Genomic DNA, 17,424 nt, shown 5'->3' with positions numbered 1-17,424 from the left:
CTCTCACTTGAGAAGGCGGCTTATCTTATGATGCCGAGCGTTCGTTGAGCCATTCCCCGACACGACGGAACGTATCCATCCGAGGAGGTGCCTCACTTCGACTGAACGTATGGTAGTCAATCTCCGACACGTACCGAATCAAACGGATGAGCGAGAAGGCGAAGGCAATCGTACAGCCGATCGCAAAACTGAGCCCATAACTGTCTGGTCCGAGGGGAAGTAGCAAATAAGTCAGTCCCGCGTTCATCGTGATGAAGAGGGCCGATGTATACGCCGCTCCCTTATGATCTTCGAAATAAAGCAACACGAGCGTGAGAACGAGGACCATCGCGTTCGAGAAGGCGCCGATCGTCGTCATTTGGAAGACGTCCCGAATCTCAGGCGAGAGCCCGAGCAGTGGGAACAAGACAGCTGCGAAGATGACGAAGAGGAGTGAGACGAGCCCTTGGTTCCGGAACAAGCGTTGCAACTCCTGTCGCAAGACGAGTAGCATCGCCGCTTTCGACCGCTGAATCTGTTGATACGTCCCGCCTTCATTCACGTATCCGTAAAACACGCGATAGCGCTCATAAAAGCGCGTCTCGACCGATACGACGAAAATCGTCATCGTCGGGATGATCGTCAAATACGACAAGAAGATGGCCGTGTCATAGATTGGGTGGTAACGGAACGTATCGAGATGCACGCTCCCCCCTTCTGCGAACCAGATGATCCACGTCCCGACCCAGATCCCGATGTTGTACAGGAAGCTCGTCCAAAACAATGCCGGATAACGGTCGAAATAGCGATAAAACGAGAATTGACCGACCGTGCTCCGATTCGGGAACGTGAGGAGCATCGACGTGAACAAGCCGAACAACGTCACGACAAGTCCGAGCGTCATGCTCGCCGTCAAGGCGAAGCTCTTCATATAGGACTCCGTCAAATACGCCATCAAGAACTGGTCGGTGATGATGATCGCGGCGACGGCGACGACCCCACCGGCGACAAAGCTATAAGCGACCGCCTGATAAAACTTCGCCGCACTGAGAAATAAGAAGTGCACCCAGATCAAGTTGACCGTCATGAACAAAACGAACGCCAACGCGTTCAATAATGCTGGGAGCTCAGAGAACGACAGGAAGACGGCGAACAAGACCGAGGCGATGGCGACGGTCGTCTTCATCATCCCGATGAACGCCGGGAAGATGTCCTCGTACCGTTTCTCATAGAAACAGTCCGCCAAATAGCGTGTGACGACGAGCTGCTGCACGCCGAGCACGACCTGAGAGAAGATGAAGCTATACGAGACGATCAAGTTGAATGTCGTCCGTTCCTCGAGCGTCGCAATCGACAAATAACTCGTCAGCCACTGCATGAGCGCGATCGTGACGATGACGATGAGCCACGGTCCGGACGTGACGAGACCGGCAAAGGCGTACGCTTTAATGCGTGAGGAAAAATAGTCTTCTTGGAACAGCTGTTGTAACTTAAACCCGATGCCCGCCATATGCCGCTCTCCTTTCTTCATATAGATGTAAGTACGCATCGATGAACTGGTCGGTGCGATAGTATGTCTCGACGCGCTGCTGCCCGTTTCGTCCGAGCCGGCGCGCGTCTTCCCGGTTCTGATGGAACCAGACGCAACGTTCTGCGATTCGGCGCGGATTGACCGGTGGGACGACGAATCCGGCCGGACCGAACGGCTCGTCCGGTCGCCCGTTCACGAGCTCTGCACAGGCCCCGACGTCCGTCACGATCCACGGGACGCCTGCGGCCATTCCTTCCAGTACGGCGAGGGGTTGTCCTTCCGAGATACTCGTCAAGAGACAGACGTCGAATTCAGGCAAGTGTTTGCGGATATCGACTTTTCCGACCAAGAAGACGGCTTGTTCGAGCTCGAGTTGACGGATGAGCGCCTCACACTCGGCCGCATACTCCTTGTCCTCATCGAGTGGTCCCATGATGGTCAACTCGAACGGGATGAGCATGTCTTGTAATAACTTTGCCGCATAAATCATCGTCTTGATATCTTTGATCGGGACGACGCGGACGATGGCACCGATGCGGAGCTTTTCTCCCCCCGCCACGTGACCGAGTGCCGACAAGCCCGTCACATCGATCCCGTTCGGAATGATACTCAACTTCTCGACTGGCGCACCGAGCTGACGTTGCAACTCACCGTTTCGTTCAAACAGCGTGATGACGTCATCCGCTGTCCGGTACGCTTCCCGGGAAATATGGTGGAAGAACTGAATCCAGTGCGAACGGAACTCCGGTGGAATCCATGCCGCCTGCAACAGTTCCTCTTCCCGCTCACGCGAGTAGATGCCGTGCTCGGTTAAGAGAAACGGAATGTTTTGACGCTCTTTCATCGCACTCGCAATCAATCCCGCGTAACCCGTCGACGCGGAATGGATGAGGTCGACTTGTGGCAACTCGGCCTGAAGGAGGTCGAGGACGGGCGCATACATGCTGCGCCACATCCAGAAGTAATCGATGAACGAACCGGCCTGCCCTTCTTCTTGATAGCTCTCCGTCACGAGTTGATAGAAGAGACGGCTCGAGAAGAACTGTTCCGGTGTCCCGATTTGTGACGCTAACATCGGGTAGATGGACGATTCGACTTGACCGAACGTCATCCACGTCTTGATGCGGTTGCGCTCTTCTTGCGTCAACGCTTCCGGACGACGTTTCCGGGTCGCGCGCTGATTGAGGGCGAGCGTGGTCACACCCGTGACATTCTTAGGTAACGTATATTTATAATCCGCCTCAGACTTCGGGTTTGGCATGATCGAGATGATCTCAAACTCATGCATCGGCATTTGTTGCATCAGCATGTGTACCCAGCTCGACACGCCTCCGCTCACATACGGATAACTCCCTTCGACGACAATTCCAATCTTCATGGGCGCGCTCCTTCCAATATCGGGAGACGAACAGACGTCTCTTTTAGTTCAACTTGATATAACGTACCGCTCTCATCGAACGGTCTGACTGCGCCAAAGGCAAATGTGCCTGTATCCAACCGTTTCCCCGGCTCGACCCGGACGAGTAGCGTCGACGGGACAGGCAGTTGCTGGGCGTTGATGTCAATCGTGTCATTCGTATAGGCGACGTCGATTTGTGCATCTTGATACAGTTTGTATTTCCGATACGCATCATACTGGCTCAACCCTTCGAGATGTGGATACTTCGCATAGAGTGTCTGGAACAAACCTTCAAACGACTCTTTCATGATGCCCCATCCTTTTCCTTTCGAACGGTTTTCATCTAACACGTCATCCGGGTGAATGAAGTGGGAGACGAGCCCGAAGTTGGCGACGGCGTCGATGACGACGAACAGGTCATCCGGCGTCTCATTGTATCCGCTCGACACGCGCGGGAAATCATATAAATTCGGATAGACCGGGTCCGGTCCGAATTCTTGAATGTAACTTCCTTTACTCGCATCCCCGCTATAGAGACCGGCGACAATCAACCCGTCCTCGAACTTCTCGTTCAGCACGCTCAGTCCGGACTGTCCGATGATGTTCGATGGTGGGACGTAGCTACGGATGCGTTCATTCGGCAAGTAATAATCGAACGCCTCGACGACACGGTCGACCGCCGAACGCATGTCTTCTTTACTTTCCCATTTCGTATAACCGAGCTCGGGATCCATCACCTCGTCACCCATGACGAGGGGCTGGTGGTTGAAGCCGTGAAGTCCGACTTCTCCGTTCGTCTGTAGCAACCCTCGGCCATATTCGAGCATCGGTGCACGAATCTTCTCGATGAGTTGTTCGGTCGTCTCTTCGTTCGTTGCTTTATAACTGCCGATCAAGAAGCCCGAATACGTGACGTCGTAATCCTCACCGATTTGTTTCATATCTTTCCACCATACTTCGGAGAAGAATTCTTTAATTGAGAGGTCATACTCTTCCGTGATGACGGGATTCGAGTTACTCGGCACCGGTGCCGGGAAGTCGTCGAGATGGACGATTTTGATGCCTGCTTGCGGCATGACGAACGCCGGGAACAACATCGACAACGACTGCACCATGAGTCCACGTGAGTTTTTATCGGTCAAAGACGTCGTATTCCAAAACATAACCTCTCCCTGACCGTATGAAGATTGCCACAAAATCGGTTCGCCTTTCGCCGAGATGAGAACGTCCGTCTCATCTTTCAATTCGACGTCGGCGATACTATGGACGAAGAGACCTGAGTCTTGTGGCAAGTCGACATATCCAGGGAAGATTTCTTTCTCGAACACCAATCCGTTGATGCCGTCCTTGAAGTCCCCGAAATCACTGACGCCGATGAGGTCGGCCCATTCCTGGTCGATGAAGCGACCAGCGACATAAAGGCGTCCCCCGTTCTCGACGAACGACCGAATCGTCTCGTATGGCCATGATTTGGTATTTTCTCCACTGACAACGAGGACATGCTGCGGAGAAGGCTCGATTGCGGCAATCTCGTCTGCCTCGATTGACGTGTATGGCAACTTCGCGTAGTCGAGCGCGTATTTCAAGTTGTTCAAGACGGACGTCGACAAGTCGTCCTCGTTTTGATGGATATAGATCTGAGCCGGCTTCCCTTCCACCGCTCTCACCTCGCCCGCGAGTGTAGTGAACACCTTCGGCTCATGTGCTTCTTTCGGGATGAGCCGGTGACCGTAGTCGAGTCGTAAAAACTGGACGACGACAATCATCGCGATGATTAAAGAGAACAAGGACGCGAGATACGTCGTAATCGATTTATTCATGATTTTGCACCTTCTAACTGTTGAATGACAAAGCGATAATCTTCTGGAACGTCTCGTAGGTCGAGATGTTGATGGAGTCGGTCGAGGATTGGACGTAATGACGCCCAGTCCCCATTCGTCATATGATGTTCAATCAATAAGATATAACCATCCGGCACTTCCGGATGATACAACGTGAGTGCCTCGGCCAATCGTTCCCCTGTCTCGACATCACCTGCTTGGAACGAAAGACGGGCTTTCGTGCGTAAATAGGTCTCGTCTGTCGCATCGTGTTCCCCTAGTTGTTCAAGATGGAACATCGTCCGTTGCTGGATGCGTGCTTTCATATCCGCGTCCAAGAGACCACTCTCTAAAAAGGAGACGCCCGTCTCGATGACGGGATAAATCGTCTCCGGTCGTTCCGGGTTCACTTGCGCAATCCGCTGCTTGAGCGTCAAATCGTATCGATCGAACAACGTGTTCCGGACAGTCGCCGCATAGTGGACCGTTTCCGTATCTTCATGCTCGAGACCTAAATGTAAGTATTCTTCTGTATTCATAAGCGGTGTCGACATGAGTTGCGTGATCGACTGTTTCCGCTTCTTTCCGTCCATCTGGAGCGCTTCCGCCAATGGGACGAGGTCTAAATCTTCTTTTGCCTGTTGTTGCAAACGCTCCAAGTTGACCGTGTCAAAGTTGATATATTCGTCATAATCAAGAAGCGTCTTCGAAGAGGCGAAACGACGGGCAACCCCGAATGCGATCAACCCGAACAGTTCCCCGATGATCGGGACGACGGCACTGACGAGAAAAATGGAGAGCCAGACGCCCTTCTCGGCCGCATCCACTTTCGGACGGACGACGAGTCGGTAGATGACGAATAAAATCACGGCATGAAGGAGAAAGAACAGGAGAATCATCCATCCGGTCATAGGCGTTTCCCACCTTTCACATAGAACACATGCTCGATTCGCTCTTTGAATCGTTCCGCCGACTCAATCGGTGTGCCTGGGAGAAGGAAGTGAAGGACACGTTCCTCTTCGTCATATCCGATGACGTCGATTTCCCGCATCGATTGACGGAGGATGAGCTCGATTTCGATGAGTGACAAGTCGACGCCTTCGACCGGAATCGTGACCGTGCTATACGGTTGATCATACTGTTCATGGCGCAACACTTGCTGCGCGACTTTTTGTTCGAATGCGTCCATGCGGAACATACGCGTCCCGTCGACGAGCTGATCGCTAACGAGCATCCACTCGAGCGCATCCGCTTTCTCGATCCGTGTGCCGGCCCAGTCGAGGACGAGCTTCATCATGTTCATCTCGTGACTGCGCAACCGAAGAATATCAATCTCATGAACAATCAACACTTCTTTCACCGTTCCTTCATAACAGATCGGGGCGACGAGAAGGGGGCCCTCGAGTTCATCAGCCAATCGAATCGTCGGTTTTTGGGACTGGAACATTCGTGCGAAGATGCCTTGCTCCGAATCGATGAAAAGTGTCTGTGGCAAACGTTCGACATCCCCCGAACGGACGTGAAGGCGAAGCGTCCGGCGAGACGTATCGACGTGATAGAGGGCGAGCTGCCGTGCCCGGAACACGCGTGTAAACGTCCCGATCAAATGGTCACGCACCAAGTCTGTCGCGTCCTGGTCGAGTTGAAGACCGACCTCATAGATTCTTGAGAGCGTATACGTCGAATCGAGCACCCGCTTTCGCATCTCTCCTTGTGATTCCTGGAGTTGCTGCACCGTCTGCTTCAACTGTTCGTTCTCGTCGACCACCTCTTCCTGACGGATATGGAGCGACTGATAACGCTCACGGTAAGACGTGCTGAAGACGCCGGCGCTCAAGGCGACGAAGAAGTGAAGCAAAATCCACGCGAGTTCGTTCGTATCGTAAAGGAATAAGAGCAAATCCGTCCCTTCCATCAAGAGGAAGGAGAAATGATAGAGACTCGTCAATGCGAAGCTGACGAACGCCCCGAGTAAGCCATAGCGAAGCGAGAAGAGGAGGATATAAAAAATTAACGGGTCAATCGCCCATTCTGACAAAGAAAGACTAAACGTATAGTCCAAAATGCCGATAAGTAAAATAGTCACAATCATTTCAATCCATTTGATTGATGTGCGATGTTGTGTATAAATCATAGTGTCACTCATTCCTTTACGTGGTATTTTATTAAGTAGTAGGACATTCGATGGATTGTTCGACCAAAAATTTCATATCGAGACGGGCAAACTTACTGAAAAGTAAGGGCGCAAAGACATGGGTCGTCGATCTTTCGAGATACCGATCGCCAGTCTGCAATAGCCGCGGCCGCTCTCTGATAACTATCAGGAGGGTTTTTTTATGGGTATTTTCTCAGCCAAACGAATCATTAGTATCTGTTGTGCATTCGTCGTCGGATTTGCGTTATGGACACCACATCAAGCGGTCGCCAAAGCGAGCAATCCGCTCGCAAACGTCGAGTCGTACAAGATTTATTACGATATGCCAAGTAAGAGCAAGATCAAAAAGATGCAACAATATGACCTCGTCATCATCGAGCCTGTTTATTATACTGCAGCTCAAATCAAAGAGTTACAAAAATTTGGTACGAAAGTGTACGGCTACATCAATACGATGGAAGCTGACAATTGGAACGTCGACTTCATCAAGCAGATGAACGAGTCGGACTTCTTCCACCGTAACGGACAACGTGTCCATTATGCGGAGTGGGATTCTTATTTGGTCGACATGACGTCGACGCACTATCGTGAGCTATTGACGCGTGAAGTGGAGAAACAAATCGTCGCCAAAGGATTAGACGGGGCGTTCTTAGATACTGTCGGAAACATCGACAACGAACATTCAGAACAACCGACAATCTTAAAAGCACAGCGCGACGGGATGAGTCAGTTCATGAAGACGATCAAGGCCAACCACCCTACCCTTTCTCTCATTCAAAACTGGGGATTTGCGACACTGAAGACGTATACGTATCCGTATGTGGATGGTGTCATGTGGGAGAGCTTCAACTATACGACGATTTCGAAAGACCAATGGTCAAAAGACCGCATCCAAGAATTGCGTGACCTCGATGCACGATATGGCATCAAGGCGTTGACGGTGTCTTCGAAACAACGTCCGAAGAGTGCGGCATATGCGGAACAAAACGGGTTCATTCATTTCCATTCAAATGCTACGTTAGATTATAATAAATTCTGACTTTCATTTACATGATTGTACAAGTATCTGGTAGTTTCTACAATGAAAATACTTTAAAAAACATCCTACGGGTTTGCCTTCTTTATCGGCAAATTCGTAGGATGTTTTGATGTCATTGCTCAATTCAAGTGAGATTCATCACGCATCAAGCGGATATGACCGTCCGGCTCCTGATAGATCACATGGTCTTGCGACAGTTCTGTCGGGGATCGGACCCCTGCGGCGGCCGTCATATTATACAGTCCTTCCCGGAGCGAGATGATATAGTTCGTGACCCGAAAGCTCTTCTCGTCGACGACAAGAGCACGCTGCAGTTTCGGGTCGGTCGTCGCGACACCGACCGGGCATCGGTTCGTATGACACACCTGCGCCTGAATGCAACCGACGTTGAACATGAGCCCACGGGCGATGTTGACGAGGTCGGCACCGAGGGCGAGGGCAATCGCCACCTTGTCCGCCGTGATGAGTTTCCCCGAGGCGAACAGTTTGATCCGGTCCCGAAGACCGTGCTCGATCAAGAGGCGATGCATGTAGGGAAGTGCCGCTTTCAGTGGCAACCCGACCGTATCGGCGAGTTCCTGGTACGTCGCCCCCGTCCCGCCTTCACTCCCGTCAATCGTGATGAAGTCCGGCACGATTTGAGACGTCTCCATCTCAAGGACGAGCGATTCCATGTCCTGTAGGTTGCCGACAACGAGCTTGATGCCGACCGGCTTCCCACCAATCTCACGCAACTTTTCGATAAAGGCCAACAGCTCTTGATGCGTCTGAAACTCGGAGAACCGGTTCGGACTGTCAATCGTCTCACCGACGCGTACGTGGCGGATGCGGGCGATCTCCTCAGTCACTTTCGAGCCGTCGATATGTCCCCCACGCGTCTTCGCCCCTTGTGCGAGTTTCAGCTCGAACGCCTTCACTTGTGGGATCGCGCTCTTCTGTTTGAACGCCTCTACCGAGAACGCCCCGTCTTCATCCCGGACGCCAAATAGTGCCGGACCGATTTGACAGATGATGTCGACATTCCCTTTCAAATGATAATCCGAAAGACCACCTTCTCCCGTGTTCATCCATGTCCCGCCCGCACGACCGAGTCCGATGGAAAGGGCCGTGATCGCCTTGTCCCCGAGCGAACCGAAGCTCATCGCCGACTGCCCGACGAGGCCGCGAACATAGAACGGCTCCCGACACGTCTCTTTCCCGATGATGACGGTGTCTTCTTCTGTCAATAAGTACGGGGAGATGTCACGTTCGACGAGATGCTCTTTTCGGGTGAAGAGGTTATCCTCATCGAGTTCATACACCCATGTCGACACTTTTGTTGAATTGTCGATCCGTAGTTCGTTCCGTTTTGTCGGGTACAATGCGTTTTGAAGATAGAACCCACCCGCGTCAAAGTCTCGCTCCGAACCGAAGCCGATGATGCGTGACTTGTATTTTCCGGCAATGACGGCCGCCTCGTATTCGTTTCGCGAGAACGGCTTCGCCTCGTTGTCATTCAAGAACAAATATTGCCGAAGCTCCGGACCCATCTTCTCGAACATATAACGCAGTTTTCCGAGAATGGGGAAGTTACGGAGGACGGAGTGCTCACGTTGGTTTCGGTCACGTCGCCACAAGTAAAACAGAAGTAGCGGTGGAGCTGTCATCATCATCAATAAGAGCACAATCAAGATGGTCAACATCGATGTATTGAGTGACACGGTCTTTCCTCCTTTTCACTAGACGAAAAACACCCTGTCGCAAACGGAACAGGATGTCATCAGTCGCTCGGGATCGTGACCCCGTCAAATTGTTCATTTCGGCACAGCGTGATCGCCTGCATCGCTAGTTTATAGTCCTCTTCCGGCAAGGCAATCAATTCGGTCGGAAGGACCCATTCTTTTGAGTTATACAAGTGAATGACGAGTTTGGCGAGTACAAACTCTCGTTTATCGAACGTGTTGTCATCGATGATTGTAGAGGTTCGAATCTTCCCAGCTTCGAGGTCTATATAAGGAAGCAAACATTCTCGGATATGCGAATGACCCGCAAGTACATATAGCGCGGCGAAGTATTCGCGACTGGTACTGCCAGGATCCGTGAGTCGTTGTGCTAACCGTTTGAACTCGTTGTAGTGGTCGGAAGATAAAAAATCAATATGGTTCATCGGTCCACCTTCTCTCTCTAAGCCTCGCTTTGCCCTCAGAGTTTATAATTTCCACCTTTTTGTAGAAGTTAACCCTGTTTTCTTTAGATTCGACGCATTGAAATGGGCAAGTAATTAAGTTCTTTATTTTTAAAAAATATTATAAAAATAGGAAATTAATTATTTATGATAGTATATTTTATATGTTATTACAACATTATGATTGGAGTGTATATGAATGACTATGAAGTATAAGTCACCGTCTGTTCTTGTTATAATTTTCATGCTATTAATCAGTTTGTTTATCACTGTACCATCAATTGATGCGGCTACACGATCTTCTAAACAACACATGTATACGCAAGAAAGTATTCAGGCCTATGCCTCGAGGTCAACATCCTCAAAAAAAGTGTTAATTGTTCCAAAGCATGTATATGTTGCGCAATTAAGTACTTATAAAAGTTGGGCAAATATCCAGTATAACGAGAAAATAGTTTGGGTACCTAAGTCAAAACTTGCACCTCTCATTCGAAAAGAAACAGCGATCTTAAATCAAACTTCATCCCTATACACTACCAAGTCAGTCAAATCGAAAAAAATCGCATCTCTCAAGGCAAAGTCAAAAGTAGAGGTGAAAGGTTATTATGAGTCATGGGCTCTTATCAAATTTAAAGATACAGAAGCATGGATTGCTAAAAAGAATTTAACCTCTCGATTTCTAATTGAAGAGTTCATCCCCCGTCCGTACGGTACATTAAAGAACATTTCTTTATATGAATCCTATTTGCCAGGTAAACGAAAGATAACAATCATTCCTTCCAATGCTCGATTTACTGCAAATAAAAAATATAATGGCTGGGTGTATGTTACTTACAACAATCAAAAAGGTTGGGTTTCCGAAAAAGATACAATCCAATTCGCCACTTACCGTGTCACTGACAGACTGATGAATACTGGAGACAGTTTTTATACTGACATGGTCAAAGATCTCTATGATCCGTACCAAGCCATTCATTCAGGTGATCCTACCACTTTAAGTTATGGTGTTCACGGAAAGGGATTCTCACAAGTATTCTCACCAGATGTCGGTAGTCCTTACCGCTATACATATTTTTTAGGTCGTGAAGATTCTTTACTTGCTAGAAAGATTGCTGCTCAATCCCTTGTTCGATTAGGTGTAGAAGCTTCATCACAAGAAATCTATGATGCTATTAATAAATCGTTCACGGGAGAAATCGTGGACGTTGGGAATGCATGGGTTGTTGCAGATGGATTGGGAGCTGCAGTTTATTGGAATGACTAAAAAAAAGCCAGATTTCCTATCGTATTTGGTGACAGGAAATCTGGCTTTTTTTTTTTAGAATCGGCACATTTAAGAAAATGATTAAACCCGTCCTCGAGAACGACCAAATACTTCTATAGTATTTGACCTCTAATAGTTAATACTCATCTATTATAATTTTAACCAACTGAATTGATTTTCCTGCCCTCAGTAATATATTAATATTACCTGCAGTTAAAACCTTATACCCTTCAGATTCAAACCAACTCACAACATGTTCAGCTCTTGTATTCTCAGGGCTAACGATTGCAATGATTGAACTTGCTCCGTGTTTTAAGGCTTCAATCTCTAGTTTATTTAAAAAAATTTTTCCATACCCTTTTCCTACATAATTGTTATCAATCAAAATTGTAACTTCAAAACTACTAGCCTCTTTTTCCTCTAGACGACCAATTCCAACTATCTCTTCCTCAATAGTAGCCCTGTACCAAAAAGCATTTCTAGTCTCAAGATGTCTACCTTCATCTTTTTGTTCCGGGATAGGGACTGCGCCTTCATGAGATTCCATAATCTCTTTTATTTTACCTTCCCACTTTGGATGTTCGATTTCACTTAAAAATAACTGTTGGTTCATATCAGCAACTATCCTTTTTAAATTCTTCTTGAACTGATTGCCTCACGCATCTGTTGGAGAGACGCGCGTCCCGCTTCCCCGCGTCGCATCATGACAGCTGTAAACAAGGCATCAATCAAACTGAGTTCCGCGATTCGGGAAGCGAGCGCCTCTGAACGAAACGCCGTCTCTTGGGACACCGTATAGAGCGACACGTCTGCAATCTTCGAGAGCGGTGACTTCGCGTAGTTCGTGATGGCGATCGTCGGGACACCTTTCTCTTTTAGGAGTTTGGCGATATCGAGTGTTTCTTTCGAGGCACCTGAGTGCGAGATGACGACGGCGACGTCCGCTGTCGTCAATTGTGAGGCTGACATGAGTTGCATATGCGACTCGAGCATCGCACTCACTTGAAGCCCGCTTCGGACGAACTTATGATAGGCGTCTAACGCGACGACGGCTGACCCACCGCTCCCGAAAAATTCGATGCGGCGTGCCCCGAGGAACAGCTCGACCGTTTTCTCTAAGGAGTCCCCTTCTAAAATCTGACGCGTCGACTCGATCGTCTTCCCGTTCGTCGAAAAAATTTTCTCCGCAATTTCAAGCGCCGTATCCGTCTCCGTGATATCTTCATGGATGTCCTGAAGCGGTGCGACGACATCCGAGGCGAGCGCGATTTTTAGCGCCTGATAGCCTTTAAAACCGACGCGCTGACAAAAGCGGAACACGGTCGATTCGGCGACATCAAGGTCATCTGCCACTTGATTGATTGTATGGTGAATGATTTGTTCTGGTTGTTTTAAAATATAGTCGGCAATGCGTTGCTCTTTCTTGCTCAGTGTCGAATAGGCCCCACGGATACGGGCCGTCCCGTTCATCGTCTCCATCAAGAATCACCCTTTCTCTTCTTCACTTAACGATACCGTTTCGAAAAAAATTCCGCAATGTGTGATTCGCTCAAAAAGATTGACCCACCTTACAAAACGGGGCAGGAAGTGCGATTCTGGAATATGCTACTCTAATAAAGCACTTTTCAATTCATTCACTCATTGAACCATTTGAAATCGAAAGGACTGTTTCGAATCGAACATCACCTCAGTAGCTCGTACAACTTACCACTCGTCATTCTTTCTATCGCTGTTGCCATCTTCGCTGCAGGTGTCGCTCTCGATATTAGCAGTCGTTTGAAATATGCGAAATACGCCTCACGGTTCAGCTGGGTTTTAGCCGGGGCTTTCAGCCTCGGACTCGGAATTTGGGCGATGCACTTTATCGGCATGCTGGCGTTCCACCTAAACGATGACGTGACGTATCACCTCGGGATCGTCTTGTTGTCAATCATACCAGCCGTCGTCGCTTCCGGGCTCGCCTTCTGGATTATCAGCCATCCGGAGACACGACCGACGCAACTCGTCTTTTGCGCCTTCTTAATCAGTGTCGGGGTCGTCTCGATGCATTACATCGGGATGGAAGCGATGCAGATGAACGCCATCCTCACCTATGACCCGGTCATGTGGATCGCGTCCGCCATCGTCGCATTCGTCGCTTCGCTCGTCGGACTATACATCCTCTTTTATATCCCGAACGTCTCGCGGTTCCATTGGCGCCGTCTCGCCAGCTCGGTCTTGATCGGTGTCGCCGTATCAGGGATGCACTACGTCGGGATGGGCGCGGCACAGTTCACGCCGACAGAAGGAGTCAGCAAGTCGATGAGCGGTTATGCGGTCGATAGCACCCTCCTCGCCTACGTCATCGCAGCGAGCGTCATGACCTTGTTCGTGATCATGTACATCTCACTGAGAACGGCGTCACAGCTCGAGGCGCAGTCTGAAGAACTCGAGCTGAAATTTGAATCGATCATCGAATCGGCGTCTGATGCTATCATCGTCGCTGACCATAACCGTATCATTCTCCAGTGGAATCACGGGGCGACCGATTTGTTCGGATATACGTATGACGAGATGATTGGGCAATCGATTGTCGCCATCATCCCGGAACGCTTCCGAGATGCGCATGAGCGCGGGATGCAACGTTACGAGAAGACGGGTGAGAAACGCGTCATCGGTCAAACGGTCGAACTCATCGGCTTACGAAAAGATGGTGTCGAAGTGCCAATCGAGATGTCGCTCGGTACGTGGAAGACGGATAAGGGAATCTTCTTCAGCAGCATCATCCGTGACATCAGTGAACGGAAACGCATCGAGGCGCAAATCAACGACCTCGTCTATTTGGACCCACTCACCGGTCTCCCGAACCGTCGCTTGTTCAGCGACCGACTCGACGCACTACTCGGTCAGTCCCAGCAAGAACCGTTCGCCTTATACTATATCGACCTCGACAACTTCAAAGTCATCAATGACCGCTTCGGCCACTCGATCGGCGACCAGTTTTTGAAGCAAGTGACGACCCGAATCCAATCGACGATTCAAAAGTCGGACACGCTCGCCCGTCTCGGTGGCGATGAGTTCATCATCTTGTCGCCGCATACGAAAAGTAACTTGGCGGCCCATCGCGCACAAGAGTTGATTAACGTCTTACATCCCCCGTTCGAACTTGAAAACGAGGAAGTGTTCACAGGCGCATCGATCGGCATCAGTCTTCACCCGTCCGACGGGGATACGGCCGAAGATTTGATCAAGAACGCTGATATCGCCATGTATCGGGCAAAGGCTGACGGGAAGAATGGCTATCAGTTCTTCACGAATGAACTGAACGAATCGGTATCCCGTCGCTCGAACTTGTCGATGGCACTCCGTAAAGGAATCGGCCGGGGCGAGTTCACCGTCCACTATCAACCGCAAATCCAGTTGGAGACGGAAATGGTGATCGGCATGGAGGCGCTCGTCCGTTGGCACCATCCAGAACTCGGGATGATTTCGCCGGGCGAGTTCATTCCAATCGCCGAAGAGACAGGAAGCATCCATCGCCTCGGTGAGTTCGTCTTGAATGAGGCGTGTCGCCAAAACAAGGCGTGGCAAGATGCGGGCATCCCCCCATTCCGGGTCGCCGTCAACATTTCAGCCATCCAGTTCGCTCAAAAAGACTTACCGGAAGTCGTCAGTCGCGCGCTCGATGCTTCCGGTCTCGACGCGAAATATTTAGAGCTCGAGTTGACCGAGAGCGTCATCCAAAGTGCGGACCGTGCCATCGAGACGATGCATGAGCTCGTCGCCCTCGGTGCCCATCTCTCGATTGACGACTTCGGGACCGGGTATTCGTCCCTCAGCTACTTGAAGCTGTTCCCGATCGATACGCTGAAAATCGACCAGCACTTCACGAGGAACATCGAGAGCGACGAGAAGGATGCGGCCCTCGTCAAAACGATCATCCGCATGGCGCACGAGCTTGATTTGAACGTCATCGCGGAAGGCGTCGAGACGGAGAATCAAGTCGCTTTCCTAAAAGCCGAATCGTGTAACCAGGCACAAGGATATTTCTACAATCGTCCTTTGCCTGCAGAAGAGATTGAAGTCTTCTTCCAGCAATATAAAAAAGCATCATCGAGTTGATTCATTCGACCTCCATGACGGGGGTCGATTTTTTACTAGGATTTTGACGATCGCTGAGTCACACCGAGCAATGCGCACAGGTTACCCGACACCTTTCGATGATTGGAAAATTGTTGCCTGAAAATGACGAGCTATTTGAGGGATCTTTCGCCCATAGCTTTAAATCGATGAAGACGACACAATAAAAATGACCTCCGATGATTATATCGGAGGTCATTTTACAAACATACGTTCGTTTTATAGTACAACGCAAACAAGCGCCTATATATTCGCTTTTTCTATTTTTAGTCTAGCAAATCCCGCAACATAAGTCTATTCTTTCTCTCCACGACCTCTTACATTAAAGAGAGACTCTTGAAAGGAGCATATCTATGGAATTATACCGTTGGGACCTCAATCTGAAAGTCCGCTTATTCGGCGAAGGCTTATTCAACCTCTTGTTTTGGATGTACTTTCCATTCATCACCGTCTATTTCGCCCGGACGCTCGGTGTCGAGCTAGCCGGACTACTCATGGCCGTGCCACCGTTGTTCCTGCTAGTCGGCAGCTTGATTGGCGGTTCGCTTGCAGATGAGATTGGTCGCCGCCCCGTCATGCTCGCCGGGACGTTCTCACAAGGTTTCCTATTCCTCGTTTTCGCTTTATCAACGAACGCCTATGTCGATTACATCACCTACATCAGCATCGGTTTTATGGGTGCCATCTACAAACCGGCCAGCTCGGCGATGGTCGCCGACCTCGTTCCGACTGAACATTTACGGAATGTATTCGCGACGTTTATGGCTTCGAACAATATCGGTGCTGTTCTCGGTCCGCTTCTTGGCGCGGTCCTCTTTTTCGAGTATCGTCAGGCGCTCCTCCTCGGCTGCGCCCTTGTTCTTTTTGGTTACGGGGGTTTGCTCGCGGTTCTAACCAGTGAAACACGACCGGTCTCGACCGAGAAGACGGTCGCAACGACATTTTTCACCCAAGGGCGGTCGTATGCAACGATTTTGATTGACCCGCTTTTCCGCCTCTATCTGATTGCTGGCGTATTCGCCTTAATCCCAATCATGCAGCTAGACGTGTATTTACCTGTCTATTTGATTGAACAAACTCCGGCCACGTTCAACGTCTCGAATACAGTCTTATTCGGCTGGCTCGTTGCATATAACGGCCTCTTGTTCGTCGTCTTCATCATTCCTGTCACACGTGTGTTTCGGGCGTGGGACGAACGGCGTGTTTTACTATTGTCGACTTTCCTAGGAGGTTTCGGGACGTTTCTCGTCGCCTTCTCATCAAATATCTGGTACTTGCTCATCGTCACGACCATGTTCACGTTCGGGGAGCTGATTCGTTCTCCCGTCAGTCAGAGTTTCGTTAGTCACTATGCACCAATCGAGTCACGTGGACAATACCTCGCGACCGATACGCTCCAAAACACAATCGGCAAGTTCCTCGCACCGGTGACGGTATTTGCATCAGGATTTCTCTCCCCGCTCGCTGTGTTCACACTCATCTTGCTGTCGGCACTCATCGGTATGGGGCTGTATGCGAAGCTATTTGAAAGGCTGAACCAAATGAAAGTTTCGTCTTAAGGTTACCGCAATCACTTTGTTACTAATCAACGCATGTATCGCATTTCGGGAATTTTATTTAACAAAAGTAGGCGAGAATTCTCCCTCCTCTAAGCGTCTCGGGGCGAAGCCCAGCGTAGGTGGGAGATGAATCGCCCGGTCCAAACGTCTTTTCCCCCTGTGACAGATATGACGAACAAAAGTTCGTGATTCCGTCAGATTATTCCTCCCCTTCCGCGGGTATCGGACGAGGAGGACACATCACGATCTTCTGAAGGGAGGAGGGGCGGACATGCTGAAAGGCTACAAATATAGGCTCCACCCGACGCCTGCACAGGTCGAGTTCCTCATCAAGACGATCGGCTGCGCCCGGTTCATCTACAACAAGCTGCTCGAGGACCGCATCGCCATCCGCG

Annotated in this window: 14 protein-coding genes and 1 riboswitch; of the genes, 5 read left to right on the top strand and 9 right to left on the bottom strand. The window is 49.9% G+C overall.

Translation table 11 applies throughout. From position 1 onward, the window contains the following. Positions 1–25: 25 nt before the first annotated feature. Genes pelG through PQI28_RS13225 form a run of 5 tightly spaced genes read right to left on the bottom strand, consistent with a single transcriptional unit; the run spans position 26 to position 6,863 of the window. On the bottom strand, positions 26–1,489 hold the full coding sequence (pelG, locus tag PQI28_RS13245; RefSeq protein WP_339963569.1) for an exopolysaccharide Pel transporter PelG: 1,464 nt from the start codon (positions 1,487–1,489) through the stop codon (positions 26–28). Then, complete coding sequence (pelF, locus tag PQI28_RS13240) at positions 1,470–2,888, bottom strand: GT4 family glycosyltransferase PelF (protein WP_339963568.1); 1,419 nt, start codon at positions 2,886–2,888, stop codon at positions 1,470–1,472. Before pelF ends, pelG begins: the two co-directional genes overlap by 20 nt. Then, complete coding sequence (locus tag PQI28_RS13235; protein ID WP_339963567.1) at positions 2,885–4,729, bottom strand: DUF2194 domain-containing protein; 1,845 nt, start codon at positions 4,727–4,729, stop codon at positions 2,885–2,887. Before PQI28_RS13235 ends, pelF begins: the two co-directional genes overlap by 4 nt. Then, on the bottom strand, positions 4,726–5,640 hold the full coding sequence (locus PQI28_RS13230; RefSeq protein ID WP_339963566.1) for a hypothetical protein: 915 nt from the start codon (positions 5,638–5,640) through the stop codon (positions 4,726–4,728). Before PQI28_RS13230 ends, PQI28_RS13235 begins: the two co-directional genes overlap by 4 nt. Continuing rightward, entirely contained in the window at positions 5,637–6,863 is a 1,227-nt protein-coding gene (locus PQI28_RS13225; RefSeq protein WP_339963565.1) for a hypothetical protein, read from the bottom strand. Before PQI28_RS13225 ends, PQI28_RS13230 begins: the two co-directional genes overlap by 4 nt. Positions 6,864–6,938: 75 nt before the next feature. Continuing rightward, a riboswitch (cyclic di-GMP riboswitch) is annotated at positions 6,939–7,025 on the top strand. A 40-nt stretch (positions 7,026–7,065) separates the two neighbouring features. Here PQI28_RS13225 and PQI28_RS13220 point away from each other — a divergent pair. Then, the gene (locus PQI28_RS13220) at positions 7,066–7,923 is read left to right on the top strand and encodes a putative glycoside hydrolase (RefSeq protein WP_339963564.1); all 858 of its coding nucleotides are present in this window, start codon (positions 7,066–7,068) and stop codon (positions 7,921–7,923) included. Between the two features lie 119 nt (positions 7,924–8,042). On the opposite strand, the gene PQI28_RS13215 is transcribed toward PQI28_RS13220, so the two are convergent. Both PQI28_RS13215 and PQI28_RS13210 read right to left on the bottom strand, forming a co-directional pair. Further along, the gene (locus PQI28_RS13215; RefSeq protein ID WP_339963625.1) at positions 8,043–9,605 is read right to left on the bottom strand and encodes an FMN-binding glutamate synthase family protein; all 1,563 of its coding nucleotides are present in this window, start codon (positions 9,603–9,605) and stop codon (positions 8,043–8,045) included. A 77-nt stretch (positions 9,606–9,682) separates the two neighbouring features. After that, the gene (locus PQI28_RS13210) at positions 9,683–10,069 is read right to left on the bottom strand and encodes a hypothetical protein (RefSeq protein ID WP_214694370.1); all 387 of its coding nucleotides are present in this window, start codon (positions 10,067–10,069) and stop codon (positions 9,683–9,685) included. A gap of 217 nt (positions 10,070–10,286) precedes the next feature. Here PQI28_RS13210 and PQI28_RS13205 point away from each other — a divergent pair, with 217 nt between their 5' ends. Continuing rightward, entirely contained in the window at positions 10,287–11,351 is a 1,065-nt protein-coding gene (locus PQI28_RS13205; protein ID WP_339963563.1) for an SH3 domain-containing protein, read from the top strand. Between the two features lie 136 nt (positions 11,352–11,487). On the opposite strand, the gene PQI28_RS13200 is transcribed toward PQI28_RS13205, so the two are convergent. Further along, positions 11,488–11,964 carry a GNAT family N-acetyltransferase gene (locus PQI28_RS13200; protein WP_339963562.1) on the bottom strand — a complete coding sequence of 159 codons (477 nt, stop codon included), beginning with the start codon at positions 11,962–11,964 and terminating at the stop codon, positions 11,488–11,490. Between the two features lie 17 nt (positions 11,965–11,981). Beyond that, positions 11,982–12,830, bottom strand: coding sequence for a MurR/RpiR family transcriptional regulator (locus PQI28_RS13195; protein WP_339963561.1), 849 nt, complete (start codon positions 12,828–12,830; stop codon positions 11,982–11,984). Between the two features lie 162 nt (positions 12,831–12,992). Here PQI28_RS13195 and PQI28_RS13190 point away from each other — a divergent pair, with 162 nt between their 5' ends. The 3 genes from PQI28_RS13190 to PQI28_RS13180 form a co-directional block, all read left to right on the top strand. Next, the gene (locus PQI28_RS13190; protein ID WP_339963560.1) at positions 12,993–15,452 is read left to right on the top strand and encodes an EAL domain-containing protein; all 2,460 of its coding nucleotides are present in this window, start codon (positions 12,993–12,995) and stop codon (positions 15,450–15,452) included. 371 nt (positions 15,453–15,823) lie between these two features. Further along, a complete protein-coding gene (locus PQI28_RS13185; RefSeq protein ID WP_339963559.1) occupies positions 15,824–17,029 on the top strand; it encodes an MFS transporter in 1,206 nt (401 codons plus the stop codon). Positions 17,030–17,300: 271 nt separating this feature from the next. Continuing rightward, positions 17,301–17,424 (top strand): helix-turn-helix domain-containing protein (locus PQI28_RS13180; protein WP_339963624.1); only part of this gene is annotated, 124 nt, incomplete at its 3' end.

The organism is Exiguobacterium sp. USCH10, assembly GCF_037619445.1.
GTDB classification, from domain to species: domain Bacteria; phylum Bacillota; class Bacilli; order Exiguobacteriales; family Exiguobacteriaceae; genus Exiguobacterium; species Exiguobacterium aestuarii_A.
This window is presented reverse-complemented; position numbering and strand designations above follow the sequence as displayed.

Coding starts and splice junctions, on each gene's coding strand:
- pelG (WP_339963569.1), bottom strand. CDS start 1,489: ATGGCGGGCATCGGGTTTAAGTTACAACAGCTGTTCCAAGAAGACTAT.
- PQI28_RS13230 (WP_339963566.1), bottom strand. CDS start 5,640: ATGACCGGATGGATGATTCTCCTGTTCTTTCTCCTTCATGCCGTGATT.
- PQI28_RS13195 (WP_339963561.1), bottom strand. CDS start 12,830: ATGGAGACGATGAACGGGACGGCCCGTATCCGTGGGGCCTATTCGACA.
- PQI28_RS13235 (WP_339963567.1), bottom strand. CDS start 4,729: ATGAATAAATCGATTACGACGTATCTCGCGTCCTTGTTCTCTTTAATC.
- PQI28_RS13200 (WP_339963562.1), bottom strand. CDS start 11,964: ATGAACCAACAGTTATTTTTAAGTGAAATCGAACATCCAAAGTGGGAA.
- PQI28_RS13225 (WP_339963565.1), bottom strand. CDS start 6,863: ATGATTTATACACAACATCGCACATCAATCAAATGGATTGAAATGATT.
- PQI28_RS13185 (WP_339963559.1), top strand. CDS start 15,824: ATGGAATTATACCGTTGGGACCTCAATCTGAAAGTCCGCTTATTCGGC.
- pelF (WP_339963568.1), bottom strand. CDS start 2,888: ATGAAGATTGGAATTGTCGTCGAAGGGAGTTATCCGTATGTGAGCGGA.
- PQI28_RS13210 (WP_214694370.1), bottom strand. CDS start 10,069: ATGAACCATATTGATTTTTTATCTTCCGACCACTACAACGAGTTCAAA.
- PQI28_RS13205 (WP_339963563.1), top strand. CDS start 10,287: ATGACTATGAAGTATAAGTCACCGTCTGTTCTTGTTATAATTTTCATG.
- PQI28_RS13215 (WP_339963625.1), bottom strand. CDS start 9,605: ATGTTGACCATCTTGATTGTGCTCTTATTGATGATGATGACAGCTCCA.
- PQI28_RS13220 (WP_339963564.1), top strand. CDS start 7,066: ATGGGTATTTTCTCAGCCAAACGAATCATTAGTATCTGTTGTGCATTC.